This is a genomic window from Sorangiineae bacterium MSr11954, assembly GCA_037157815.1.
GTDB lineage: Bacteria > Myxococcota_A > Polyangia > Polyangiales > Polyangiaceae > Pendulispora > Pendulispora albinea.
Genome location: CP089984.1, coordinates 11,125,144 through 11,149,789, shown reverse-complemented (window position 1 = coordinate 11,149,789; position 24,646 = coordinate 11,125,144). Strand labels below are relative to the sequence as shown.

Genomic DNA, 24,646 nt, shown 5'->3' with positions numbered 1-24,646 from the left:
CATGTTCATGAGGCGCTTCGTTTTCGAGCCTGGAGGCCGGGAGATTCGCGCGATGGGGAAACGGACCGACACCAAGCGACCGCCGGGCCCTCGCGGCGGGGTGCCCTTCTTCGGGCTTGGCTTCGAGGCCATGCGGGATCTGCTCGGCTTCTTCGGCGACGCGGCCAGGGAGCACGGCGACGTCGTGCGCTTCGATTTCGCGCCCTACACGTACGTGATGCTCAACTCGCCCGAGACGATCAAGCACGTGCTGGTCGACAACGCGAAGAACTACGTCAAGGGCGTGAACTACAAGGCGCTCCAGCTGGTGCTCGGACAAGGGCTCGTCACCAGCGAGGGGGATTTTTGGCGCCGGCAGCGCAAGCTGGCCCAGCCCGCCTTTCATCGCGAGCGGCTCGCCACCTTCGTGGAGCGCATGACGGAGGCCACCGCGGAGATGCTGGTGCGGTGGGGAGCGTACGCCGACCGCGCCACCGTCGATGTGCACGACGAGATGATGCGCGTGACGTTGGACATCGTGGGGCGCACGCTCTTGAGCCAGAGCCTCGACGATCGCGCCGCCGGCATCGGCGACGCCATGGCGGTGGCCGTGCGGTTCGCCGCCGACTACGCGTCCAATCCCTTCCGAATGCCGCTGTGGGTCCCCGCACCGCAGAACCTCCGCTTCCGGCGCGCCATGCGCGCGCTCGACGGGCTGGTGCGGGGTGTCATCGCCGAACGAAGGCGGAGCCCTGGCGAGGACAAGCGCGATCTGCTCGACATGCTCATGGCTGCGCGCGACGAAGAGACCAACGAGGCCATGACGGATCAGCAGCTCAAAGACGAGGTGATGACCATCGTCACCGCGGGCCACGAGACGACGGCCAACGCCATGTCGTGGACCTTGTACCTGCTCTCGAAGCACCCGGACGTGGCGCGCCGGGTCTCGGCCGAGATCGACGCCGTGCTGGGAACGCGCAGGCCCGCGCGGGGCGACTTGAGCAAGATGCCGTACGCCATGGCGGTCCTTCAAGAGTCGATGCGCATCCTTCCGCCGGTGTGGAGCTTCGAGCGCGCGGCCTTGGAGGACGACGTCATCGGCGGGTACACCATCGAGAAAGGGACGCAGATCGGCGTCTTTCCTTATGTGCTCCACCGCCACCCCCGGTACTGGGAGAACCCCGAGGGCTTCGATCCGGAGCGGTTTCTCTCGGGCGCGGAGAGGCCTCGCTACACGTACCTGCCCTTCGGCGGCGGCCCGCGGGTCTGCATCGGCAACGCGTTCGCCATGATGGAGGCGCAGATCCTCCTGGCGATGATCGTGCAACGCTACCGGCTGGAGCTCTTGCCGGGCGCGCGCGTCGCGGCCGAGCCGGTGGTGACATTGCGGCCGCGCCACGGCATGCCGATGATGATCACGCCGCGCGCGCCGTCAGCCCGAGACGGGGCGCCCCAGGAGCTCCTGCTTGATCGCGGCGAGGGCCGGCGTCGTGCCGACGGGGTAGAGCGCGGGGGTGCGAAGCCTCCGGTGACGCTCGGGTAGCGCGAGCAAGCTGGCCGTGGTGCGCTCGCGCAAGGTGCGCGCGGGCTCTGGCGCCGAGACGCGCTTGCCGGCGCGCATCACGTTGGTGAGGAGCGGGGCGCCGGCGGCGGCCGCGAGGCGCGCGGGGAAGCCGGTGGAGCGGTCGACGAACTCCACATCGCTTGCATTCTGCACGCGTTCGTTGGTCGCGTGGGCCACGTCGGCCAGGAGCTGCCCGTCCATGTCGACATAGCGCACGACCACCTTGCGGCCTGGATCGCCGCTGTCGGCGACGGTGCTCCCGCGGCGCATGCGCGGCGACCATTGCCCGTTCGACTCGATGGCCGTCAGATCGTAGCGGGCGGGCCAGGTGCCGTCGTCCACGTCGAAGGAAGGGACGATGTACGCGGAGATCGGCGTCTCGCGGCGGCGCAAGTCGGCGATGGCGTGTTCGTCCAGATCGCCCGACGCCACGATCACCGGCTCGCCGAGGGCGGCCTTGGCGAAGGCGTCGATGAGCAGGTGGGCCATCTCGGCGTGATCGCCCCCCGCGATCTCCACGGCGATGTCGCCCTGGTGCCACGAGGGCTGCGCGGCGCGGTTCTTCACGGCGTCGACCAGCCCGCGCACCACCATCTCCGACTCGCCGCCCTCGATGCGGAGGATGGCCTTGTCCTGCGAGGCGCGCAGCCACGACTCGAACATGGCGCGCGGGCTCGCGTCGCCCAGCGCGAACTGCCGCGGGAGCGAGGCGCGCACGGGGAGCCGGTAGCGGCGCGCGGCCAGGGCGCACGTGGTGGCGCTGGCGCCGCCGATGTATGCCGCGCGCGCGCCGAGGGGGTTGCCGCCCAGGCGGTGCGCGGTGGTGGCGCTGCCCTCGATCACCTCGGCGCCGTCGGCCGCGAGGAAGCAACGCGCCGCGCGGGTGGCGGTCAGGGTGGAGGACGTGAGACCGCCGCGAACGAGGGCGCTCACGAGCTGCGCTTGCCAGAACGGCCCCTCGACGGTGAGCACCGGCTCGCCGGGGAACACCACGGTCCCTTCCAGGGCCGCGTCGACGTCGCACGAGAAGCGCATGTCGATCAGCCTTCGCTTGGCCTCGGCGTCGACGGCGCCCAAGGTCTCGAGCCACGTGAGCTCGTCGTTCTTCAGCTTGAAGCGCTCGAGCGCGTCGAGCAGCGGCTCGAGCCCGGCCAGCACCAAGAACCCCGCGTCGCGAAGCGGCGGCAGGACGCACTCGAAGGTGGTGCGCGCGTCGGCGAAGCCGGCGTGGATGGAGGCGGTCACCGCGACGTACGCTTCGAGCTCGACGGACAGGGCGCTGACGGGAAGGAACGCGGGAGGAGAAGGCGGCATGGATGGCCCCGTAGCCTACCGCAGTCGTTCCGAGGTCGGGGGTGCGACTCCCGATACTCCCGATACGAAAAATACAACTACGGGCGCCAGCGATAGAGTTGGTCCCGCCCGTCCTTGCGCGCGTTGAGGGCCTTCACCGCCTTGGACTCGAGGAGGCGCGCGCGAAAATTGCGCTTGTCCAAGGTACGGCCGAACACCGCTTCGTACACGCGTTGGAGCTCGGTCAACGTAAAATGCGTGGGCACCAGCCGGAACACGGTGCCGAGGCTCGGGGTGTGCAATCGCTCCTGAAGGCGCACACGCGCTTCTTCGATGATGCGCGCATGGTCGAACGCGAGCTTGACGTCGCCCGCGCGACGCCGGCGGGTGCTGGAGGGCTGCGCAATGGGCAAGCTGCGCAGGGGATGCCACGCCGCGTCGGCCGCATCGTCGCCGGCCGCGGGGCGCGGCTCCGAGATGACGAACGTGTAGAACACCACGCTCACGGTATGCCCGCGCGGATCGCGGCCAGGATCGCCGTAGGCGCCGAGCTGCTCGAGGGTCACACCGGAGATGCCGGTCTCCTCTTCGAGCTCGCGCAGAGCGGCCGCATGGAGCGGCTCGCCCTCGTCGACGAAGCCACCGGGCAGCGCCCAGTCGCCTTGGAACGGCGCGTTCTTACGGCGCACGAGGAGCACCGCCAGGTCGCGCGCGCGCAGCGCAAACACGACGTTGTCGACGGTCAAAGCCGGTCGCGGATAGGGGTACGTAAACGGCACGTCACACGCGTTTGGCGAGCTCGTGGATCGCGTGAGGGGTGGAAGCGTTATCGAAAAGCAGCGGCAGGAACGCCGGCTTCACGGGGAGCTCGCGCGACAATCGGGCGAGGCTCGCCGCTTGGACGCGCTCACGGATAGCACGATCGCGGCCCGCGACGATCGATCCATCGCCCGCGTTGCGCACCTTGTCGGATGGAGAAATGGCGCGCTCTAGCTCGGCACGTTCCTCGCGCGAGAAGAGCGGGGGCAACACCCCGTTGACGACCACCTTTCCAATGGGGATGCCGAGCTCCTGGGTGAGCGCCGCCGCCAGCTCGATCGTTTCGGTGGTGGGCATTTCCTCGGGCAACGTCACCAGGATGACCGCGCAAAACTTGGGGTCGCGAAACAGCTCCATCGCGCGCTCGGCGTCGCGGCGCAAGAGCCCGGGCGGCACCACGTCGACGATGACCTTGGGGACCCGCAGCATATCGAGCCCGTGCCCGGTGGCCGGCGCGTCGAGGATGACCACGTCGAACCGCGGGGAGCCGTCGGCTCGCGTTTCGGTCGTATGCCACCACGCTTTTCCGAGCATGGCCCACTCGCTCATGCCCGGAACCGCTCGGAAAAAGCTCCGGGCGTACTTATTGTCGAACAAGATATTGTAGAGCACCCTCGACTTGAGGGTCATCAGGCCGTATTCCTCGAGGGCTCGCTCGGGGTTCATGTTCACGGCCCAGATATTCTTCGCGACCTCCGACACTTCTTCGCCGACGAGGTCCGATCCCAGCATGACCGACAGCCGCTCTTTGGCGTTGCACATGGCCACGAGCACGCGCTTGCCCTTGGCCGCCAGAGCCACGGCCTCGGCGGCGGCGACCGTCGTTTTGCCGACGCCACCTTTGCCCGTCACGATGAGAAACCGTTTGTCTTCGAAAGCCGACACCGCCACATCTTTACCCTACTCCACCAAAAGGCGTAACCGGCCGCGAACCTCGTCGTCGGGTTCCGGGTCCCGCGCACAGGCCGCCCGGAGGCTAAGCTGGGAGTTCGGTCGGGGGAACGGCTGATGCTACGCGTGTTTCCCCTTGGCGGGCTCGGCGAGATCGGGATGAATTGCCTGGCGCTGGAGCAACGCGGGCAGGTGCTGCTCATCGATTGCGGCATCACCTTCGACGACCGAGGGCTCGGCATCGACGTGGTGCACCCCGACTTCTCCGCGCTCGACGCCTACCGCGATCGCATCGCGGGCGTCTTCATCACGCACGGCCACGAAGATCACATCGGCGCGCTCCCCTATCTGCTCAGGCGCTTCGACGTCCCCGTGTGGGGCCCTCCCTACGCCCTCGGCTTGGTGCGCGAGCGGCTCACGGATCACGAGGTGCTGGCGCACGCCCGCTTGATCGAGACCCGGGCGCGCACGCGCTACCCGGTCGGCTCCTTCGAGGTCGAGCCGGTGCGGGTGACGCACTCCATCGCCGACGCCACCGCGCTGGCCATCCGCACGGACGCGGGCCTGGTGGTCCACTCGGGCGACTTCAAAATCGACGACAACCCGCCCGACGGCGAGGTCTTCGACCACGAGCGCCTGCGCGAGCTCGGCGACGAGGGCACCGCGCTCCTCTTCTCCGACTCCACCAACGTGGACTCCGACGGCGGCGCGGGCAGCGAGCAAACGGTGGGCGATGCGCTCGAGCCCATCGTGGCCGAGGCCCCGGGCGCGGTGGTGGTCGCGCTCTTCGCATCCAACGTGCACCGCCTGCGCATGCTCGGCGACATCGCGCGCCGCACCGGGCGGCGCATCGTGCCCTTGGGGCGCAGCATCCTGACGCACACGCGCGTGGCGCACGACACGGGCTACCTCGATTGGCCGAGCGATCTGGTGTTCCCGCAAGAGCGCGTGAACGAGCTGCCGCGCCAGAAGATCCTGGGCCTCGCCACGGGAACGCAGGCCGAAGGGCGCGCCGCGCTGGCCCGGCTGGCGCGCGGGGAGCACCCGTATCTCAAGCTCGACCCCGGCGACGTGGTCGCCCTGTCGAGCCGCATCATCCCGGGCAACGAGCCCGAGGTGTACGCCGTCATCGGCGAGCTTTTGCGGCGCGGGGTGGTGGTGCGCACGCGGGTGACCGATCGCAACATCCACGTGAGCGGGCACGCCCACCGCGGTGAGCAGCGGCGCATGTTGGAGCTGGTGCGCCCCAAGACGTTCATCCCCGTGCACGGGACCATTCACCACTTGATGCGCCACGCCGAGCTGGCGCGCGAGTGCGGGGTGCCGGACGTCTGCGTCATCGAAAACGGCGACGTGGTGGAGGTCGCGCGCGGCGAGGGCGAGGCGGCCGATCCGCGGCTGGTGCGAAGAGACCGGGTCCTCACGGGCCGGGTGCCGACCTTTGCCGGGCGGCGCATCCCCGCCCAGGCGCTGCGGGAGCGCGCATGGCTCGCGGAGTCGGGCTGCGCCGTGGTGGTGGTTTTGCTCGGGCGCTCCGGCGTGCACGACGTGAAGGTGACCACCCGCGGCGTGCTCGACGAGTCGCTCGACGCAGAGATCGTGACGCAAACGCGGCGCGAGGTGGTGGCGTCGGTGGGCCAGGAGCTCGCGCGGGAGGTGGCGCGCACGAGCGACGAGACCATCGCGGAGACCGCGCGGCTCGCGGTGCGCCGGACCCTCTTCAAGGCGCTGGGATTCAAGCCGCTCACCGTGGTGTCGGTGCACCACCTCGACGACCCGGGCTCGCCGCGCGAGCGCAGCGGGGAGGGCTCACGCTGATGGATGGAACCACCCCGCTCCCCGAGCTGGCGCACGTCGCCACCGATCTCCCCGAGCCGCACCCGCTGGTGCCGGCCAGCGCGCACGTGGGCGCGAAGCTGCGCGCGCTGGACGAGGGCGTGCGCGAGGGCGCGCAGCGCATCATCACCGGCGCCGATCCGGAGGCGGTGCACGATTTTCGCGTGTACCTTCGCCAGCTGCGCACCTTGCTGAAGCTCGCGCGCCCGCTCTACAGCCGGCACTTGGCCGACGCCGTGCGGACCTCCTTCGTGGAGATCCATCGGGCCACGGGCGCGCTGCGCGACGAGGAGGCGCTCGAAGAGACCTTCGCGGCGCTCACCGTCCGGCACCCGGCCTTCGACGCGTGGAAGAAGCGCCGGGCGACGCGCGCGCGGGGCCTGCGAAGGACGGTCATCGCCCGCGTCTCCTCGAAGGATCTGGCGCACGCCGAGGACATGCTCCACGCGCTCTTGATCCTGCCCGTCCACCCGAAACGCGAGCGCGATCTCCAGTGGTTCGCGCGCCGCAAGGTGGAGGTGGCGCTCACCAACGCCGAGCGCCTGGCGCGCAAAGAGAAGTACCAGCCCGAGGAGCTGCACGCGCTGCGCATCGCGTGCAAACAACTGCGCTACACGGTCGAGTTCTTCGACGAGGCGCTGCCCGAGCCCCTGCGCGCGCTGCGCAAGCCGGCCGTGAAGCTACAAAAAGTGCTGGGCGACGTTCACGATCTCGACGTCGCCCTGGTGGTCATGCAGCGCCAGCACGCCCTCCCGGCCACCGTACGAACACGCATCCTGCGCGAGCTCTCGACGCGGCGCGCGGAAAAGGTGGCCGCCTTCGAGGCGCTGCGCGCTCCCCTGCCGCCAAATGGCGCGGGCGAGCCTCCGGCACCTGCACCCGCACTTGCACGTTAACGGCCCGAGGCGGGCCTCGAGCCAAAGGAACGAGGGCGAAGCCCAGATCGCCCGAGGCGGTCCAGGCTTCGGCGAAGCGTATCGATCAGGAGGTGGGGACGCTGTCGCTGCGGAAGATTTCGACCCTGGTGAGGACGACGTCGGTGTTGGGCTTGTCGTTGCGGCCGCGCGGCAGGTGGGTGATTTTCTTGACCAGATCGAGCCCGGCCACCGTGTGGCCGAAGACGGAGTGCTTGTCGTCCAGCCACGGCGTCGGGATCTCGGTGATGAAGAACTGCGAGCCGTTGGTGGTGGGGCCGGAGTTGGCCATCGACAGAATGCCGGGCTTATTGTGGCGCAACTGCGGGTGGAACTCGTCTTTGAATTTGTAGCCAGGCCCGCCGATACCCTTCCCGAGGGGATCGCCGCCCTGGATCATGAACTCGGGGATCACACGGTGGAAGATGGTGCCGTCGTACAGAGGGACGCCCTTCTGGGGCGTTCCGTCGCCCGGGTGCTGCCATTCTTGCTTGCCGGTGGCCAGGCCTACGAAATTCTTCACCGTGTTCGGCGCGCGCTCCTCCTCGAGCTCGACGACGATATTGCCTTCGCTCGTGACAAAACGAGCGTAGAGCTTTCCGGATCCGGGGACTTCGATGGGGTGGAATTGGGCTTGGGGCATGCTGGGGTGCTATCACGAGGCTCCCCGGACCGAAAGCCTGGCCGTCTTCACGCGCTTGACCGCCTTCGGCCGACCGCGGGATACTCAATTCAGCATAACCGGACGGTCCCGTGCATGTAGCACGGACCCACCCCTCGCCTATGAGCTCGGGAGGCCCTTGTGATTGTTTGCCCGAAATGCAGCAAGGAGAACCAGGACCACTACAAGTTCTGTCTCGGCTGCGGTGCAGAGCTCCCGCGTGAAGCGGCCCCGAAAGCCTTTTCGTCGTCGACACCGCCGCACGGCGTAAAAGCCGCTTCGGCAGGGCGCATCCCCGCGGCCGCGGCAGGCGGAGGCGCGCCGGGCTCGGGACCCTCCCTTCCGCAGACGCAACCGATCCAGCAAGTCGCGTCCATTCCCACCGGCGCCCCCCCGCCCATGGCGCAATCGGCCGCGCCGGCCCCCTCGGTTCCCTCGATGGCCGCTGCCCCTGCCGCCTCGCCCCCATCGCAAACCCCGCCGCCCGGCGCGGCAGGCGGAAGCATGAGCTGCCCGCAGTGCGGCCACATGAACGCGGCCAACAACGTCTTTTGCGGCTCCTGCGGCTTTCGCCTGGGCGCCGCGCCGGTGGCGCGCTCGGTGCCGGCACCCGCGCCCGCCGTTTCGGGCAGCATCACCCTCACGGCCCTTCGCGCCGATGGCAGCGAGGCGGGGAACTTCACCTTGCCCTCGCCGAACACGACGGTGGGCCGCGACACCGGCGGCATCTTTGCGGGCGACAGCTACCTCTCGCCGCGCCACGCGAGCTTCCGGCAGGCGAACGCGAGGTTGCACGTGCGCGACGAGGGCTCCCTCAATGGCGTGTACCGCAAACTTCTGCGCGACGCCCCCGTCGAGCTCCAGGCAAACGACATCTTTCGCATCGGGCAGGAGATCATCCGCTTCGAACCGCTCAACCCCCTTAGCCCCTCGCCCGACGGCGTCGAACGGCTGGGAGCTCCCTCCAAGGGTTACGTGGGCCGCATCGCGCTCATCATCGGGCGCGACACCACCGGCAATGCCTTCCCCGTTCCTGAAGCGGGGGTGCACCTGGGGCGCGAGCGCGGGGACATCCTTTTCCCCGAGGACGGCTACGTCTCCGGCCTACATTGCCATCTGGCTTACGCGGGGGGAAAGTTGACGCTTACGGATCTCGGCAGCTCGAACGGCACCTTTCTCCGCCTCCGCGAGGAAGTGGAGGTGCAAAACGGCGACGTGCTCCTAATGGGTCAACAGCTTTTCCGAATTACCATGTGAGTGTGAGTGAGATCCGCCAAATGACCGCGCCGCGCACCATTCGGGTCGTTGCCGCCGTGCTCGAGCAAGATGGCCGCTACCTCATCACCCAGCGGCGAGCCACGGCGGTTCTCCCCCTCATGTGGGAGTTCCCCGGCGGCCGTGTGGAGCCGGGCGAAACCGACGGGCAGGCCCTCCGCCGTGAGGTGATGCACCGCCTCGGCGCCGAAATCGAGTGCGGCAAGCTGATCTCCTTCGTGAGCCACCCCTACGAGCACTACGTGGTCGATCTGTTTCTGTACGAGTGCACGCTCATGTCCCCCTCCTTGGAGCCGCGCGCCGTGAACGGCTTCAAGTGGGTGCTGAGCGCCGAGTTCGATCAGTACCCGTTCACGCCCGCCGACGAAGCATCGATGGATGCACTTTTGGGCGTAACCTCGACGCGCTGACCGCGTACTCCTAGGCAAGACCGACCCTCCACGCTGAAACGCCGCTCGATGCGCCGGCCCTCGCCGCGCTCGGGGCGGCCGCGTGCATACGCTGCGTGCATACACCGCCGCGTTCGCTGCGACCGTGCGTGCGCAACCATGTTGCGCTCGCTTCGCGTTCGTGCGGGGAGGACCCGGTTCGCCTCGCGCGAGCGAAGGAAAAACTCGCCGAGGCCTTGTCAAACTAAACGTCCAGTTTAGGTTATCCCTTGTCCGAAACGAAACGTTCAGTTTCGAATCACCCTTGGAGAATGCCGTCATGAACTCGTTCCGTATCGCCTCGCTCGTTGCCACGTTCACCTTTGGCCTGGTTGGTAGCGCCACCAGCGCGTTCGCGCAGACGACGAGCTACGACCCTTCGAGCTTCTATCAACCTTCCCCCAACTCGCGCCCCCTCGCCGTGGCGCCCCCGGTGGGCGTGACCGGCGCCGTCGGCAGCAGCGCGCAGACCCGCACCGCGCAAACCGCCACCCAAACCCGCGCCGCGCAAGCTGCGAAGCCGCAGGTGGTGTCGACCAACTACGACCCTTCGAGCTTCTATCAACCCTCCCCCAACTCGCGCCCCCTCGCCGTCTTGCCGCCCGTGAGCCTGACCGGCGCCGTCGGTAGCAGCGTGCAAACGGCCGCCGCCAAGCCGGGCCCCGTCACCTCGACCACCAGCGTGACGTCCGCCACCGTCCCGGTTGCCCCTGCGAAGGCGCCGGCCGCCCCCGCGAAGGCGCCGACCACCTCGAGCTACGATCCTTCGACGTCGTACCAGCCTTCGCCGAACTATCGCCCCGTCGTTCTGATCGCGCCGACCAAGGTCGCCGCGGCGCCGGTGCCCATCTCCACCACGACGACGACGTCCGCCACCATGAGCACCGCGACCGCCAGCTACGACCCTTCGACCTCGTACCAGCCCTCGTCCAATTACCGCCCCTTCACCTTGTCGATGCCCGCCGCCACCAACGCGGCCACGCTGCAAGCCCCCGCCAAGCTGGCCGCCCCCACGGTGACGTACGTTCCCTCGAGCGTCTACGAGCCTTCCCCGAACGTTCGCCCGATCGCGATCCCCGCGCCCGCGGCCATGACCGCCGGCACCGGCTCGGCTCGCCGCATGTCTCCGTAAGTCCTAAAAAAATTTTGCGACAACCAGAAACTAAACGTACAGTTTTCAATCATGGCGAAGACAGCATCCATCCCCGAAACCGAGCCGAAGCCGCGCGGACGCCAACGCAGCCATGTTTGCGAGAGCTCCATCCTGTCGGCCACGATGGAGCTGCTGGAGACGAAATGCCTCCGCGACGTAACGTGTGACGCCATCGCGCAGCGCGCAGGCGTGAGCAAGGCCACGCTCTACAAGTGGTGGCCGAACAAGAACCTCGTCGCCCTCGACGCATTTCTCTCCTCGATGAGGCGGAGCGTCCCCACGCCCGACACGGGCTCGGCGCTCAATGACTTCACGTTGGAGCTCGAGTCGGTGATTCGCTTTTACGCGACCCCGCACGGCGCCATGTTTCGCCAGTTCATCGCCGAAGGGCAAAGCGATCCCGAGTTTCTCGCCCTGTTCCGCGAGCGGTTCTTGCGCTCGCGGCGCGAGGAGGTGCGGATCATCTGGGAGCGCGGGGTGGCCCGCGGCGAGCTCCGCGAGGACATCGAGGTCGATCTCGCGCTGGACCTCATCTTCGGCCCCATGATTTATCGCCACCTGGTCGGCCATGCGCCCCTCGACGATTTGCACGCCGAGGCGCTGGTCGCGGTGGCCTTCCGCGGGCTGCAAAAGCAACCCTGCCCGAACGACTCAGTCGACCCGCGAAAAGTACCCGCCGAGCTCGAACCAGAGAAGCGCCCGCTCGCGGGATGATCCCAGCACCACCCCCTGCACCAGCGCGCTCGGCTCCACCCCCAGCGTACCGAGGAGCCGCACCACCGGCGCAAACGCCGCGCGCGCCACGCGCCGCTCGCGGTGCTCGGCCGAGAGCGGAGGAAGCGGGGAGCGCGGCGGCCGCAAAAGCCGCGGAGCGAGCTTGCGTCCCTCGGCCCCACGTTCGCGGGCCAGGCGAAGCGCCGTTTCGAAGCCGCCCAGCTCGTCCACCAGGCCCCGCGTGCGCGCATCGCGGCCGACCCACACCCGTCCTTCCGCGACGGCGTGCACCTCATCGACCGTCTTCTTGCGCCCGTCGGACACCACCTGAACGAACCCGCGGTAGATGCCGTCGATCTCCTTCTCGATCGCGCCGCGCTCGTCGTCGGTGAGCGGCCCCGCCGGATCCAGCAACCCCGCGTGCGCGCCGCGCCGCAGGCTGCTCGTGTGGATCCCGAGGCGCGAGAGCAGCGGCTCCGGGGTAAAGCGCGCGGCGATGACGCCGATGGATCCCGTCACGGTCGTAGGCTCCGCCACGATCACGTGCGCGGGCGCCGCCACGTAGTATCCGCCGCTCGCGGCCACATTGGCCATACAGGCGATCAGCGGCTTTTCGGCGGCCAAGCGGACCAGCTCGTGGTGAATGCGATCGGAGGCCAGCGCGCTTCCGCCAGGCGAATCGATGTGGAGCACCACCGCCCGCACCGCCGGATCCTGCCGCGCGCGGCGAACGACTTGAATGATCGCCTCGTCGCTGGCCACCGACGACATGTGCAGCGGGTTGTCCCCCGCGATCGGACCATGCACGCGCACCACCCCGATGACCGGCTGCGGCAAAATCGGGCCCAGCCGAGCCCCCATGCGCGCCCGCAAATACGGCGCCGCGGGCACCACTCGCGCGGCCTCGGAGCCGCCCAGCTTGTCGGCGATTTCATCCTCGTACGCCGTGTCATCCACCAGCCCTGCCGAAACGGCGTCGGCCGCCGTGTAGGGGGCAGCATCGATGCGCGCGCGCGCCGTGTCCACGTCCAGGTGACGTCCCTCGGCCACGGCGTCGACCAGCTCGTCGTAGAACGTAGCCAGGAGCGCCTCCATCTGCTCGCGCTGCGCTTCGCTCATCGAGTCGCGCACGAACGTCTCGCCCGCGCTCTTGTAGGTGCCGCGCGCGAAGACCTCCGGGGTGAGGCCCGCCTTTTCGAGCGCGCCGCGCACGTAGCGCGCGTTGATGGCAAATCCGATGGGCGACAGCGCGGTTCGCGGCCCCACGAAGATGCGGGTGGCGGCGGTGGCCACATAGAACTCGCGCGTGTCGCCGCCCAAGGGCAGGAGCACCACGACCTCGCGCCCGGCGTCGCGAAGCCGCGCGAGCTGGGCGCGAAGCGAGGTGGCGGTGGCCATCCCCGCGCGCAGCGACTTCAAGGTGACCAAGAGCCCGCGCGGGTTCGGATCGTCGATCAGCGCATCGATCAACTCCGCCACCCCGTGAAGGGTGAGCACAGGCTTGCGGACCCACGCTTCCCATGGGCGCTTGGGCCCTGCCACATCGGTCACCGCCCCATCGATCTCCAAGTGCACGTACGCCCTCGGGGGCGCCGCTTTGCGCCGGCGCAACACCGCCAGCGGCCACACGAGAAGACGGAAGAACTGCAGGATTAAACGAAGAATGAAGAGCATTCGACCATCTCACGGACGCCGACGAGGCCGTCTCGCCGGGTAAATCCGTGCTACAAAGGTAGCCATGCGTACGTCTTCATGGCGGGTGATTTTTCTGGCGCTCGCCCTCGGCGCCGGCGGTTGCAAAATGAGCGCGGATCCGGCGGCCGAGCCCACGCACGCGGCCGAGGCGAACCATGCGCATAGCGCGGAGCGCACCGCCCAGGCGGAGACCGCGCGCGAGACCAACGCCGCCATCAAGCTGGGTGAGCCGGTCACCGCACAACTCGTCTCTTTGTCCGATGTTGCAAAGAACCCCGCCTCGTTCAAAGGCAAGACCATCGCCACCACCGGCACCGTCCGCGCCGTCTGCCAGGAGCGCGGCTGCTGGATGGAAATCGTCGACACGCAGCAGCACGCGAATGTTCGCATGCACGGTCACGCGTTCTTCGTTCCCCGGTCCTCGAGCGGCAAACAAGCCAAGGTGCAAGGCACGATCGTGCTCACCAAAGACGGCAAAGAGTGCGACGAGATGTCCACCACCGGCGCCCAGCTCGAGCTCGATGCCACCGGCGTCGAGTTGCTGTAGCCCGTCGCGCGTCGAACGCGCGGCCTAGAACGAAACCGCCTAGAACAGCCGCCTAGAACGAGCCGCCGAGCGAGAGGCCCGCATAGCCCGGGCCGAGATCGGGGCGCGCTTGCACCCTGCGCGATGGCGACAGCTTCGGTTCGAGAAAGTGCCAGACGATGCCGCCCGCCACGGCGGCGGCGCCCACGCCCATGAGCGTAAAGCCGATGCCGCGCTTGGTCGCGCCGCTGTCGTTCTTGTCTTGAAAGGGCTTTACGTCGACCCCCTCGGGGCAGCGCGTACCATCGCACTTGGCCGCCTTGGCGTCGTCCTTGGACGCATTGATCTGGCTCGTGCCGATGGCCCACACCGAAACGCCGGCCGCGATCAGCACCACACCGCCGCCGGCGACGATCCACGGGTAGACCGTGTGCGTCGATGCGGGTCGATCCGGCACCGGATCGGAGGGCGCGGGGGGAGTCGTTGCGGGGGACACCGTCGATGCGGGGCCCGCGGGCACGGGGGTCGGCGGCGGAGTGGAGGCGGTGGTGGATTGTGCTTTGAGCGCGACCAGACGGCGCTGGATGGCGTCGTTGCCGGGGGCGTTCGGGGGGACGCGACGAAGGTAGGTTTCGAGCGCGTTGATGGCCTCCGCGCGGTCGCCTTTGAGCTCGTAGGCGCGCGAGAGCGCGTTCAGGAGCTCGTGCTTCGTGCAATCGCGGCGGTAGGCGTCTTTGAAATACGTCACGGCGGTGACGTAGTCGGCCTCGTCGAACGATCCCTTGCCGGCGAGGTAAGCACCGTGCGCGGCCTCGCTCTCGGCCTCGGTGGGGTTGTTCTTGCACTCTGGGTAAATGGTGAGCGAGGACGTCGTGAGCGAGGAACCACCGACGGGGGAACCGGTGGACGGAGACGCGGGGGGCGCGCCGGGGCTCGGACCCGGAGCAGGATCGGAGGTTTGCGCGGGCGGTTGCTGGGCAAACGCAGGGACGCCCACCGTGCTCGCGAGCAAGATCGTCAACGCCAAAGGGCGAAGCGAAAAGCGCATGCGCTGTACTTTACCCGGATGCACGGTGCTTGGTTGCCTTCTCGCTGAAAAGATGCACCGCATGCACCAACCACGAGAGCCCCTCGGCGTTGGGCGCCAGGGTAACGGGGGCGATCACGAATCCCCCCTTGCGAAGCTCGAAGTGCAGAGGAATGCGCCAACCCAATGCGAGCTTGCGCAAGCTCGGACCGATGGCGCGTGCAAGCTCTTCAGCGGTCGGCGAAAATGTCGCGAAGCTGCCATCGAACACGCGATCGCCCGTGGGGCGGCGGGGCATGCTCACCAGGTCGAACGACTCACCAAAGGTGCGACCGGGGTCCGAGGTTGCGGCGGCCACGGAGTCCATGCGCACGTCTTGTGCGATGGCGATCCACGCAGAGGCTTCATGGGTGTGCGTCACGCCCGCGTGCACGGTCTCGAACGACATGACCATGCGAGCCAGGGTCATCGAGGCATGATCGCCCGTGGCTTGAAGGGCATGCTCGTAGCGGGTGGGCACCTTCACCGTGGTGTAGGGCTCCCACGCCCGCATCCAGCGCTCGTCGGCGTCGGGCTCGTAGCGAAAGCCGTGTCGTGCGGCGTAATCGGCCATCCAGCCGATGGGACCCGTCACGGATTTACGTCCCGTTCACCTGCGCGTGCGGCATTTGTTCGCCGCGCCCTGCGCGCTCCTTCATCTCGTATTTGCTCGGGCACTTCGCCAGCACGTTGGTCGCCTCGAAGGTGTTGTCGGCGCGGAGCTCCCCTTCGACGGTGACCCCGAGATCCATGTCCGGCACGTCCCGGAAGGTGTCGGGCACGACACACTGAGGAAACCGAACCGGCACATCGACGCCATTCTTGGTGATCGTAAAGCGGTACTCGCAAGGCTGCTCGCGCTTCACCAAGGTGCCGTGAACGAGGTTCCCCTCGGCGCGCACCGGGCGGCCTGCGAACCGCGTTTTGTTGGCCACGAGCTCATCCACGGGCTTCGAGTAGATCGCGTTGTCCTTCATTTGCGTGAGGAACACCGCGGCCAGCAGACCACCGAGCCCGACCATGCCCACGACCATCAAAACGCCGCGCTTGCGCGCTTGCTCGTCGACCTTCGGGGCGCGACCGCGACGGCCCTCGCGAATGGGCACCTCGAGGCCATCGTCTTTTTCCGCGTCGTTGCCTTCGAGTTGGTCGTGTCCCATGTTCGCCGTCCGAATTTAGCCCCAAGCGTTCAACCGTCAAACCGACTTGCATACCTTCTAGCACCTGGATTGGGCCCGGGCGCATCAAAGGCGCCGACTTTCGATCGGAAAGTCCATCGATTCCCGGCGTGGGACCTGCGCCTCCGAACGTGCGTGCTACACTCCTAGTGGCTTGGTCATGGGCGACGTGCTCACGATTCCGGTATTGGTGCTAAACCGACATTTCGAGGCTGTTCAGCTGACTACAGCACGCCGCGCATTCGTCCTCCTTTATGGAGACGCTGCGCACGCACTCGACGATGATGGCGAAACACACGCGTTCGACACCTGGCGCATGCTCCCCGTGCGCGCGCAGGATGACGCGGTTCCCATCGTCGGTGGCCACCTGCGGGTGCCACGAATTTTGCACCTACATCGCTATGACCGGACCCCGCGGCTGACCGTCCGACTGACGCGCCGCAACTTGATGTTCCGCGACGCGCACCAGTGCCAGTACTGCGGCAAGCGCCCGCCGCTGCGCGAGCTCAACATCGATCATGTGCTACCGCGCTCCCGCGGCGGCATGGACTCGTGGGAAAACCTGGTCACCGCCTGCCGCGTGTGCAACCTGCGCAAGGGTTGGAAGACGCCCGACGAAGCCAACATGCGCCTGGCCCGCCGCCCTTTCCGGCCCAAATGGTCCACCTGCGCGCAGCTCCTGCTCGGCGCCAGCTCCCGTTACAAAGAGTGGGATCCGTTCCTCAAGGCGAGTTAGCGACCAACCGGCCGCCTTCGCAGACGCCCCACGATTCCCAACCGCCGCCACGGCACACGAAGAGCTCTTCGCAGCCGCAGCACCGATCCTCCGGGCATGTCGCCATGCGCCCCAGCGGGCAGTCGGGCGGCTCGAGGGCGCGGCAACCCGGTCCGCCCGAGGCGCCGGGCACGTCGAGGGCGCTCGCATCGCGGTACATGGCGGATCCGTCGGATGGATCGGCGCTCGTCGCGTCGAGGGGTGCCGCGTCGGAGGGCGCCGCGTCCGCGCGGCCGTCGCGGGCGGGGCATGTTTGAACGCGGGTCCAGGCGCCATCGGCCGAGCAGGTGTAGAGCGCCGCGCAGGTAGCATCGCGGCAGGCGTCGCCGCGTCGGGGGCATCCGCCGGTGGGAATGGCGCCGCAGGGCGTGGTGGCGAGGAGCTCGTCCTGGCACGCGGCCATGGGAAGACCCGCGCAGGTCGCGAGCGTCAGCACGAGAAGAGCGCGGGAGAAGAGCCGTCGGGCGCCTTCGCGTGCGGTCATTTCAGCTTGGTGAACCCGTTTCGTTTCGTCCCCACCTGCGGAGGGTGTCCGGGCCGTGGCTTGCTCCCCTCGTGGGCCGGCTTCGTTCCCGCGCTGGGTGTGGAGGAGGACGACGGCGGCGAGGCGGGGAGGTCGTCTGCCGACAAGGGGAGCTCCAGGCTCTCGCTGTCGCTCGCGAGCCGGTTCGCCTCGAGGGAGCCCGCGGGCGCCGCGCCCATCGCCGCGGAGGGGATCATGGCCGGCTCGGGCAACGGTGTCGGGGACGGTGTCGGGGACGGCGGCGATGACGGGGACGAGGGGGACGACGGCGGCGATGACGACGGCAGCACGGTGCTCGGTGAAGCCTCGGGGTCGCGAGGTGCGCGCAGGCTCGAGAACAAGGTGAGCACCCCTACGCCGCCCACGATGCCGCCGACCGCGATGGCGCCGATCGTTTTCCACGAGCGTTTCCGCCCGCGACCCGACGGCAAAATGTCCCGCACATTGCCGTAGGCGTAACGCTCGCTCGGCGCGGGCGGGGCGACGGCCGCGTAGAGGGCGGGGTTCGTTCGCGGGGTGCCGGGCGGCGGCGCGGTGCGCGGGGTGATGCCGGTCGCCATGAGCAAACGGTTCGCCATTTCGTCGCTGCCGAGCACCGTGCGGATCTCCTGGTGGCGGTGCCGAAGGCTCGATCCGAACACCGCCGCCATGACCCGCGCCACGTCCGCGCAGGTTCCCACGTTGGCCGGCCCCGCGGCCCGCTCGATGGCCTCTGCGAAGTCGGCCGCCGTCGCATAACGGCTGGCGAGATCGCGGGAGAGGCCGCGCGCGATGGCCTCGTCGAGCGCCAGGGGGACATCGGCGCCGAGCTGACGAAGGCGCGGGATGGGCGCCTCCATCACCTCGTGCAGGGTATCGAGGGCTTCCTCACCGCGGAACAGGCGCCTTCCGGCGAGGCACTCCCAAAGGACCACGGCCATCGAGAAAATGTCGCTCTGTTTCGTGCACGTGCGGCGCCGGTCGATGCGCTCGGGTGCCAGGTAGGCGAGCTTCCCTTTGACCTCGTGCGTGCGCGTCTCCTGCATGCGATCTTCGGCTTTGGCGATGCCGAAGTCGGTCAGGCGCACCCGCCCGTCCGAGCCCAAGAGCACGTTGTGCGGCGAGACGTCGCGATGGATGATGCCCAGCGGGCGGCCCGTGGGATCGGTGAGCTCGTGCGCGGCGTGGAGCCCCGCGAGCGCGTCGAGCACGATGCGCACGGCCACGCGCGTATCGAGGGCGCGCTCGGCGGCCGAGAGCTCTTTGCGCAGCTCGGAGAGCGAGGCGCCCTCCACGTAGTCGAGGACGATGAAGGGCTCGCCTTGCTCGAACGCGAGCTCCCGCACCTTGACGACATTGGGGTGATCGATGGCCGACGCGAGCCTCGCTTCGTCGAGCAGCATCGAGAGGAACCTCTTGTCCTTGGCGAGGTGCCGATGCGGTCGCTTGATGGCGACCAGCGGGGTATCCGGCCCCGCGCCGAGGGCGCGCGCAAGGAACACGGTGGCCATGCCGCCGGAGGCCAGATCCAACAAGAGCTCGTACGTACCCGCGCGCGGCAGCTCGGCCGGGCGCGCGGAGCTCGACCCGCCAACCGAGGGAAGCGGCGGTGGCTTGGAGCGTCCGCGCAACGGCGGGATGGAAGGGATCTTTCGCACCGTCCCGACCCATCTGCATGATGCGGCAGGGAGTCCGCCGCGTCCACCTTCGTGATAGCATGGTGCTCATCCGAGACCCGAGATTGTCCGGTATTGTCGGAGGTTTTCCCATGCGCACTCCGTTTTTCGCCACCATGGCGTTCGTTTCGTCCCTCGTTGCAGCATGCGGCGGATCCTCTGGCGCCGCCGACGGGCCCAAGAGCCCCTCCGGCGAGCCCGGCTCCAGCAGCGCCACCGCTGCGGCCCCGCCCGCTGCACCCGTCGATCCCGGTCCCACCACCACCACGACCTCCACGCTCAACAGCAACGGCGATCTCCAAGGCGCCAAACTGACGACCACGTCGACCACCACCATGGAGACCAAAGGCACGGGCGCCCCGAAGCCCGGCGCCGAAGGCGAAGTCGGCCGCCGACGCGAGGACGTCCAAGCCATCATCGGCGCCCGCCGCGACGACGCCCGCAAATGCTACGACGACGCACTCAAGCGCAACCCGAGCCTCGAGGGCGATCTCGACGTCAAGTGGACCATCGACCCCAAGGGCGTGGTAACCGACGCCTCCGTCGACGAGGCCAAAAGCCAAATCCACGACGAGAGCCTGGGCAAGTGCATCGTGGCCATCATCCAAAAGATCAAATTCGCCGAGAGCCCCAAGGGGTTCGAGTCGCGCATGCACTACCCATTCAACTTCCACCCCCGCGGCGCCCAACGGGCAACGCCACCGTCGAAATAAGCGCTGCACCCTAGGGGCGGCGTCGCGCTAAAGGGCGGCGTCGCGCTAAAGGGTGGGGTCGCGTGAGGGCGGCGTCACACGAAGAGCGGCGACGTCAAACCCGCACCTCGCAAATCCACCCCGCCCCCACCCACGCCTGAAACCAAGGCGCGATCTTCGCCTCGATATCCGCATCTTCATCGGCGGCCGCCACGGCTTCACACGCTTCCCCCAGCGGCACATCGCGCGCGAGCCGCTCCAGAAGCGCAAACGCCATGGGCTCCACGGGCGTGCAGTGCACGGCATCGTTCGCCCGATGCACGACCAAATACGTCCGCTTCGACTTGGGGCGCCCCGGCTCCTCGCCGAGCCGCACGCCCGCACGAAACTCGTGCGCCGGATACGAAAGCGCGAGGAACCGCACCGACGGGTGGAACACCAGACGAGCCCCCGCCCAGGCATCTTCGTCGGTGCTCGTGAGAACGGAAGGGTCGAAGGGCGGAGCATCCGGCGCATCGAACGCTTCGATGAACGCCCACTCCGTGTTCGCGCAATCGGCGAGGAGCGCGTCCTCCCAATACGGCGCGGTGCGCGTCACGAAGCGTGGCATGGCGCCGGCCAGATCGCGCAAGGAAAAGCCCCGCGGCGGGTGCGCCCGCAAATAGGCGCGGCAAAGCTCCTGAAAGCCCTCGGCGCCCAGCAAATGCCGCAATGTCGGATAATCTTCTTCGAGCGAGCCCTCGTGGCGAAGCCAGAACTGCTCGCGGTAAATCTCGACTTGGTCGGCGGGCGAGAGCCGCCCATTGCCGGTCGCCACCCGCTCGGCGCGCGACCGCAGCTCGGGCTCCTCCGCCAGCGGACGCTCGGCCAGGATGGCCTCGGCCAGCATCGCTTGCAACGACTCGAGCGACGCGCCGCCCGGAGCCGCCGGCGTCTTCGCGGTCACGAAGCCACCTTCGTGAGGGCGCGCTCCGAGGCGGAGACGTCGTCGCGAATGCGGCGCGCCCGGGAGGCCTCGGCGACGAGGACGTCGAAGTCGGGAAGATCCGAGTCCCACTCGATCAAGGTCGAGGTCGGCCCGATGCGGCGGATGGCCCTTCGATACAATTGCCACACGGCATCGGCGACGGGTCGCGAGTGCGTATCGAGCAGATAGGCTCCCCGATCGGTGTAGCCGGCCAAATGAATTTGCACCACGCGATGGGCCGGAATGGCGTCGATGTACACGTTCGGATCGAAGCCGTGGTTGAACGAGCTCACGTACACATTGTTGCAGTCGAGCAGGATCCCACAGTCGGCGCGCTCCGCGACCTCGGCGAGGAACTCCCACTCGGGCATGGTGCTCGCGCGGTACGTCATGTAGCTCGACACGTTCTCGAGCGCGAACGGCACCTCGAGGAAATCCTGCACCTCCCGCACCCGGGAGACCACGTGCGCGAGCGCCGCGCGCGTATATGGGAGCGGCAACAAATCGTGCAGATTGGCGCCGGGCACGTCACTCCAACAGAGGTGATCGGACGCCCACGGCGGCCGGATCCGGGCGACGAGCGCCTTCAAATGCCCGAGGTAGTCGCGATCGAGCGGGTGGCTCGCGCCGATGGAAAGCGAAACTCCATGGGGAATGACCCGGTAACGGGCGAGCAGGCGCTCCAGGTTGCGCTGGGGAGCCCCTCCGCCGACGAGGAAATTGTCGCTGATGATCTCGAACCAATCGACCTTCGGATCGTCCGGCCCGAGGATCTGCGGATAGTGCTTCGCCCGCGCGCCGACGCCGACGCCGAGATCCCCGATGGAGTGCCTGTCACGAAAGCTCATATGCCCCTGAATGCTTGCTCGCCGGCTCCGTCCGTCCGTCCTTCGGGTGTGCGCACGAGTGCGCCCGTAGGAGGCGCCACGTTGCACGTGATGATGCTCGCCGTCGCAGTCCATCGCGCCATGTATCGGTGAGGCTCGTTTGCCTCCCTACGTGACATTGACTGCGACGGCGAGCGGACTACTCGAAAAAGAAGGAGCTCAGTTCACCTTGGGCGTGGTGGTGGTGCCGCTCTTGGCGCCGCAACCATCCTTGCCGCCGCACTTGTGCTTTTCGCCCGAGCCCGCAGCCGGCGCTGCGGAGCCGGCGGGCGCTGCCGCGGAGCCGGGGGCGGCCTTTCCGGAGCAACCGTCTTTGCCGCCACAGCTCGTCTTCTCGCTCGAGGTCGTTGCGGGATCGGCCGCGGGGGCGGCTGCTGCCTTCTCGCCTCCACATCCCGCGACGCCCATCAAGATTCCGGAAACAGCAGACACCGCGAGAACCTTGCCGATCTTCATGTGATCATCCTCCATTGCCCGCGAAGCCGCGGTTCAATCCTCTGCATCTCGGCCGAGTCGTTTCGGGCCGAGTTCGTCCGAGGATACGCGCCAAGGCTACTGAGGTATCCCGGTGGGAGGCCACAAATTTCCCGTGGTGCTTTTTTCCATCGATTATCCTACCCGCTCCGAGAACGTGCCGCGATCCAGACGGGCCGCAGGCGACTGGTGGTATCCTTCGTCTCTTCCGTGGCCTACACGACCTCGCTCGTTCCGCCCCGCGCCCCGGGTGACCGCGACGCTTACGCCGACCTGCTCCGCGATACGCGGGGCCTGCGCCGGGAGCACGCGCACGCGCGCGAAGCGTGGTTCTCACAGCTCTCGGCCGAGCGCAAAGAGGAGCACCTGTTCGAGCTGGAGATCCTGCTCAAGGGCCTCGCCTGCTTCGCCAATCCCCGCAACCACCCCGGTGCACCCCGCCGGACGCCGGTGGTGGCCCAGGACTTTCGCGAGCCGGTGGCGCTCGTCCGCGAGGCCATGGGGCGCATCATCGTGCTCTGCCGCACCTTGCTCATGGATCGCGAGCGCTCCTTCGTCTTTCAGCGTTACCTGGAGACGGTGCTCCCCGACGACGGCGCCCGCTCGCGGCTCGTCTCCGAGAACCTGACGCAGGACTCCCCCGCCGGCTCGCTCTTCGTGATGCGCCATGCCATGACGAATCTCATCGAGGTCGCCAGCGGCATCTCCCGGCTGCCCCGCGTTCCCTTCCGCACCTTCTACGCGATGCTCGGCGTGGCGCAGCGCGAGGTGGCGCAGTCGGTTTACTTCAACTCGCTCTCGGCCTTGGAGTTTCGGCCGGAGTTCGACCGCATCACCAACCAGCGCATCTTGGAGCTGACCCGCTCGGTCACCCAGGATCACGCGCGAAGGCTCATCGCCCTCACGTTCCTGTCGCTCTTTCGCATGCTGCGTTACCTCGGCCTGCTCGAGGCGACCACCCGCGATCCGCGCGAGCCGCGGCGTACGACGGGGATCATCTACCTGGTGATGAGCGTCCTTCGCTCCGACGCGCGCGCGCTCACGAGCCATCTGCGGCACCGCGCCGGCCGTTTGCTCGCCGAGGGCTACGAACGCGACCTCTTCAACGTGCCCGCCAGCCGCATCGGGCAGCGCTACGAGTCGCTCTTGGCGGACGGCCATCGCTTGCTCGACATCAAAGCATCCCTCGAGGGCCTCGCCGCCAACCTGCGGCTCGAGCTGCGCCGCGCCTTCGAGCACGACTTCCCCGCGCCCGAGTTCTCCGTGGCCGAGGGCGACGTGCGGCGCGCGACCCTGCAAGTGATTCACACCTTGCGGCCGGCGCTCCAGAACGGGATTCTCTTTCTCTGCGCGACCCTCGGTGCGCGGCTCGAGGCCCAAGGCGTCTTCGACGATCATGCCGCGCGCCGCAACCTCTCGGAGCGTTTGCGGCGCGATGTCTGGATGTTCGCGCAGATCGTCCGCGCCTTTGCGCAGAAGGCCCGCGCGGTCCCCGCCGGCGAAGTGCGCTGGAGCGGGGTATCGCCGCTGGAGTTCGTGCGCGAGTTCCTCGCCTACTTCCGGGCCATGGGGTATCCGCTGCTGAGAACGGCGGATTATCCGCGTATCGATGCGTTCGTCAGCGCCATGACCGCCCTCGAGGAGACGGATTTGCTCGAGCCCGCTCGGCTCCATCGGGCCATTGCAGAGGCCGAACAGTTCCAAGAGTTCTTGGTCGACCTGTTCGAGCAGATCGGCCGCCGCGACGAGCTCGCCTCGGTCCCCTTCGATCGGCGGGCAGCGGCTGAAGCGCTCAAATTGTACCTTGGCGCGTAACGTCCACGGCAATTCCGAAGAGCCCGCTCATACGGGTGCAACCCGACGGATGTCTTAAAAGGATAAAGGCGCCGAAGAGCCCGCCCGCATGCGATGGCTCTTCAAAACGCCTTTAAATACGAAAGGCGCCGTTCGCTGGATGCGAATGCGACGCCTTTCGCTAACCCACCCCATACTGGGGCTCGCCTCATAAGGAGGACGGTGGGTTCTACTCCTCGCCGTCGTCGAGGCCCTGAGCCGACGTGGGGGCTCCACCCAACATGGACGGTACACCAGCAGGAGGCGCAGCTTTTGCGCCGGACGCTTTGCCGCGGCCGCCCGACGAACGCTTCGCAGCCGCCCGGCCACGAGACTTCGCCGCCTTCGCCGCCTTTGGGGCGGCTTTTTTAGCCGGTTTTTTGGCAGCCTTCTTGGCCCCTCCCTTTTTGGTCGCGGCCTTCTTGGCGGCCTTGCGCTTGGCCGGCTTCTTGACCGTCTTAGCGGCGGTCTTCTTCGGCGTCTTCGTCGTCTTCTTCGTAGCCTTCGGTGCTTTCTTCGCAGCCTTCTTCGCAGCCATTCCCTATCCCTCCTAGAAGGTGATTTACATGACGTATATGGTCACCTACGTCAGTTGTCAAACAAAAAAGTTGCTTTGTCGGTCGGCGAAGCATTTCCCAGCTTGACTCGGATCATTTTTCTTTCTGCCCGCACATTGCGGAAATGTTCGAACCGAGCCGGCGCAGAATTGCCTTGCAATCACCCTCGAACATGCATTCCGGTGATTCCGATGCCATGTCGCCGAGGCTGGCTTCGTTCTCCGGTGTCGATTTTTCGCACAGCCACTCGACTCGCGCGGTCCGCGGACGCTCGGCGCAAGGTGCATGTGC

At 67.8% G+C, this 24,646-nt stretch carries 25 protein-coding genes; 11 read left to right on the top strand and 14 right to left on the bottom strand.

Features of this window, described 5'->3' with window-relative positions; genetic code table 11:
* Positions 1-52 precede the first annotated feature (52 nt).
* Positions 53-1,522 (top strand): cytochrome P450, encoded by a 1,470-nt coding sequence (locus LZC94_43765; protein WXB14730.1) that lies wholly within the window; start codon positions 53-55, stop codon positions 1,520-1,522.
* Here the strand turns inward: LZC94_43765 and LZC94_43760 are convergent.
* The 3 genes from LZC94_43760 to LZC94_43750 all read right to left on the bottom strand — a co-directional run bounded on the left by LZC94_43760 (position 1,412) and on the right by LZC94_43750 (position 4,540).
* Positions 1,412-2,857 (bottom strand): hypothetical protein, encoded by a 1,446-nt coding sequence (locus LZC94_43760; protein WXB14729.1) that lies wholly within the window; start codon positions 2,855-2,857, stop codon positions 1,412-1,414. The two genes, LZC94_43765 and LZC94_43760, sit on opposite strands and share 111 nt — an antisense overlap.
* A gap of 77 nt (positions 2,858-2,934) precedes the next feature.
* Positions 2,935-3,615 carry an NUDIX hydrolase gene (locus tag LZC94_43755; GenBank protein ID WXB14728.1) on the bottom strand — a complete coding sequence of 227 codons (681 nt, stop codon included), beginning with the start codon at positions 3,613-3,615 and terminating at the stop codon, positions 2,935-2,937.
* Position 3,616: 1 nt separating this feature from the next.
* A complete protein-coding gene (locus tag LZC94_43750; protein WXB14727.1) occupies positions 3,617-4,540 on the bottom strand; it encodes an ArsA family ATPase in 924 nt (307 codons plus the stop codon).
* 123 nt (positions 4,541-4,663) lie between these two features.
* Between LZC94_43750 and LZC94_43745 the strand changes: the two genes are divergently transcribed.
* Both LZC94_43745 and LZC94_43740 read left to right on the top strand, forming a co-directional pair.
* Positions 4,664-6,364: a ribonuclease J gene (locus LZC94_43745; GenBank protein ID WXB14726.1), complete on the top strand. Its 1,701-nt coding sequence runs from the start codon at positions 4,664-4,666 to the stop codon at positions 6,362-6,364.
* Entirely contained in the window at positions 6,364-7,278 is a 915-nt protein-coding gene (locus LZC94_43740; protein WXB14725.1) for a CHAD domain-containing protein, read from the top strand. Before LZC94_43745 ends, LZC94_43740 begins: the two co-directional genes overlap by 1 nt.
* A gap of 85 nt (positions 7,279-7,363) precedes the next feature.
* Here the strand turns inward: LZC94_43740 and LZC94_43735 are convergent, their stop codons facing one another.
* A complete protein-coding gene (locus LZC94_43735) occupies positions 7,364-7,939 on the bottom strand; it encodes a peptidylprolyl isomerase (protein WXB14724.1) in 576 nt (191 codons plus the stop codon).
* A 159-nt stretch (positions 7,940-8,098) separates the two neighbouring features.
* On the opposite strand from LZC94_43735, the gene LZC94_43730 reads away from it, so the two are divergent.
* The 4 genes from LZC94_43730 to LZC94_43715 all read left to right on the top strand — a co-directional run bounded on the left by LZC94_43730 (position 8,099) and on the right by LZC94_43715 (position 11,527).
* Complete coding sequence (locus tag LZC94_43730; GenBank protein ID WXB14723.1) at positions 8,099-9,214, top strand: FHA domain-containing protein; 1,116 nt, start codon at positions 8,099-8,101, stop codon at positions 9,212-9,214.
* A gap of 2 nt (positions 9,215-9,216) precedes the next feature.
* On the top strand, positions 9,217-9,642 hold the full coding sequence (locus LZC94_43725) for a (deoxy)nucleoside triphosphate pyrophosphohydrolase (protein WXB14722.1): 426 nt from the start codon (positions 9,217-9,219) through the stop codon (positions 9,640-9,642).
* A gap of 298 nt (positions 9,643-9,940) precedes the next feature.
* Positions 9,941-10,792, top strand: a complete 852-nt coding sequence (locus LZC94_43720) for a hypothetical protein (protein ID WXB14721.1) — start codon at positions 9,941-9,943, stop codon at positions 10,790-10,792.
* A 51-nt stretch (positions 10,793-10,843) separates the two neighbouring features.
* Positions 10,844-11,527: a TetR/AcrR family transcriptional regulator gene (locus LZC94_43715; GenBank protein WXB14720.1), complete on the top strand. Its 684-nt coding sequence runs from the start codon at positions 10,844-10,846 to the stop codon at positions 11,525-11,527.
* Here LZC94_43715 and sppA read toward each other — a convergent pair.
* The gene (sppA, locus tag LZC94_43710; protein ID WXB14719.1) at positions 11,465-13,201 is read right to left on the bottom strand and encodes a signal peptide peptidase SppA; all 1,737 of its coding nucleotides are present in this window, start codon (positions 13,199-13,201) and stop codon (positions 11,465-11,467) included. The two genes, LZC94_43715 and sppA, sit on opposite strands and share 63 nt — an antisense overlap.
* 64 nt (positions 13,202-13,265) lie before the next feature.
* Between sppA and LZC94_43705 the strand changes: the two genes are divergently transcribed.
* Positions 13,266-13,769, top strand: a complete 504-nt coding sequence (locus LZC94_43705) for a DUF4920 domain-containing protein (protein WXB14718.1) — start codon at positions 13,266-13,268, stop codon at positions 13,767-13,769.
* Positions 13,770-13,821: 52 nt separating this feature from the next.
* Here LZC94_43705 and LZC94_43700 read toward each other — a convergent pair whose 3' ends face one another.
* From LZC94_43700 to LZC94_43690, 3 genes are read right to left on the bottom strand one after another with little or no spacing between them, the layout of a single operon-like run.
* Positions 13,822-14,796, bottom strand: a complete 975-nt coding sequence (locus LZC94_43700) for a hypothetical protein (protein ID WXB14717.1) — start codon at positions 14,794-14,796, stop codon at positions 13,822-13,824.
* Positions 14,797-14,806: 10 nt separating this feature from the next.
* On the bottom strand, positions 14,807-15,409 hold the full coding sequence (locus LZC94_43695) for a hypothetical protein (GenBank protein WXB14716.1): 603 nt from the start codon (positions 15,407-15,409) through the stop codon (positions 14,807-14,809).
* 4 nt (positions 15,410-15,413) lie between these two features.
* The gene (locus tag LZC94_43690) at positions 15,414-15,974 is read right to left on the bottom strand and encodes a cytochrome c maturation protein CcmE (protein WXB14715.1); all 561 of its coding nucleotides are present in this window, start codon (positions 15,972-15,974) and stop codon (positions 15,414-15,416) included.
* 178 nt (positions 15,975-16,152) lie between these two features.
* On the opposite strand from LZC94_43690, the gene LZC94_43685 reads away from it, so the two are divergent.
* Positions 16,153-16,728 carry an HNH endonuclease gene (locus LZC94_43685; GenBank protein ID WXB14714.1) on the top strand — a complete coding sequence of 192 codons (576 nt, stop codon included), beginning with the start codon at positions 16,153-16,155 and terminating at the stop codon, positions 16,726-16,728.
* On the opposite strand, the gene LZC94_43680 is transcribed toward LZC94_43685, so the two are convergent.
* A complete protein-coding gene (locus LZC94_43680) occupies positions 16,715-17,251 on the bottom strand; it encodes a hypothetical protein (protein ID WXB14713.1) in 537 nt (178 codons plus the stop codon). The two genes, LZC94_43685 and LZC94_43680, sit on opposite strands and share 14 nt — an antisense overlap.
* On the bottom strand, positions 17,248-18,927 hold the full coding sequence (locus LZC94_43675) for a serine/threonine protein kinase (GenBank protein WXB14712.1): 1,680 nt from the start codon (positions 18,925-18,927) through the stop codon (positions 17,248-17,250). The genes LZC94_43680 and LZC94_43675 overlap by 4 nt, the downstream gene beginning before the upstream one ends.
* Before the next feature lie 110 nt (positions 18,928-19,037).
* On the opposite strand from LZC94_43675, the gene LZC94_43670 reads away from it, so the two are divergent.
* Complete coding sequence (locus LZC94_43670) at positions 19,038-19,658, top strand: AgmX/PglI C-terminal domain-containing protein (protein WXB14711.1); 621 nt, start codon at positions 19,038-19,040, stop codon at positions 19,656-19,658.
* Positions 19,659-19,752: 94 nt separating this feature from the next.
* Here the strand turns inward: LZC94_43670 and LZC94_43665 are convergent, their stop codons facing one another.
* From LZC94_43665 to LZC94_43655, 3 genes are all read right to left on the bottom strand, one after another.
* A complete protein-coding gene (locus tag LZC94_43665; GenBank protein WXB14710.1) occupies positions 19,753-20,583 on the bottom strand; it encodes a DNA-binding domain-containing protein in 831 nt (276 codons plus the stop codon).
* Positions 20,580-21,452, bottom strand: coding sequence for a DUF692 domain-containing protein (locus LZC94_43660; protein ID WXB14709.1), 873 nt, complete (start codon positions 21,450-21,452; stop codon positions 20,580-20,582). Before LZC94_43660 ends, LZC94_43665 begins: the two co-directional genes overlap by 4 nt.
* A 198-nt stretch (positions 21,453-21,650) precedes the next feature.
* Complete coding sequence (locus LZC94_43655; GenBank protein ID WXB14708.1) at positions 21,651-21,947, bottom strand: hypothetical protein; 297 nt, start codon at positions 21,945-21,947, stop codon at positions 21,651-21,653.
* Between the two features lie 228 nt (positions 21,948-22,175).
* Here LZC94_43655 and LZC94_43650 point away from each other — a divergent pair, with 228 nt between their 5' ends.
* Complete coding sequence (locus LZC94_43650; protein ID WXB14707.1) at positions 22,176-23,780, top strand: hypothetical protein; 1,605 nt, start codon at positions 22,176-22,178, stop codon at positions 23,778-23,780.
* A gap of 208 nt (positions 23,781-23,988) precedes the next feature.
* On the opposite strand, the gene LZC94_43645 is transcribed toward LZC94_43650, so the two are convergent.
* Positions 23,989-24,336 carry a hypothetical protein gene (locus tag LZC94_43645; GenBank protein WXB14706.1) on the bottom strand — a complete coding sequence of 116 codons (348 nt, stop codon included), beginning with the start codon at positions 24,334-24,336 and terminating at the stop codon, positions 23,989-23,991.
* Between the last annotated feature and the right edge of the window lie 310 nt (positions 24,337-24,646).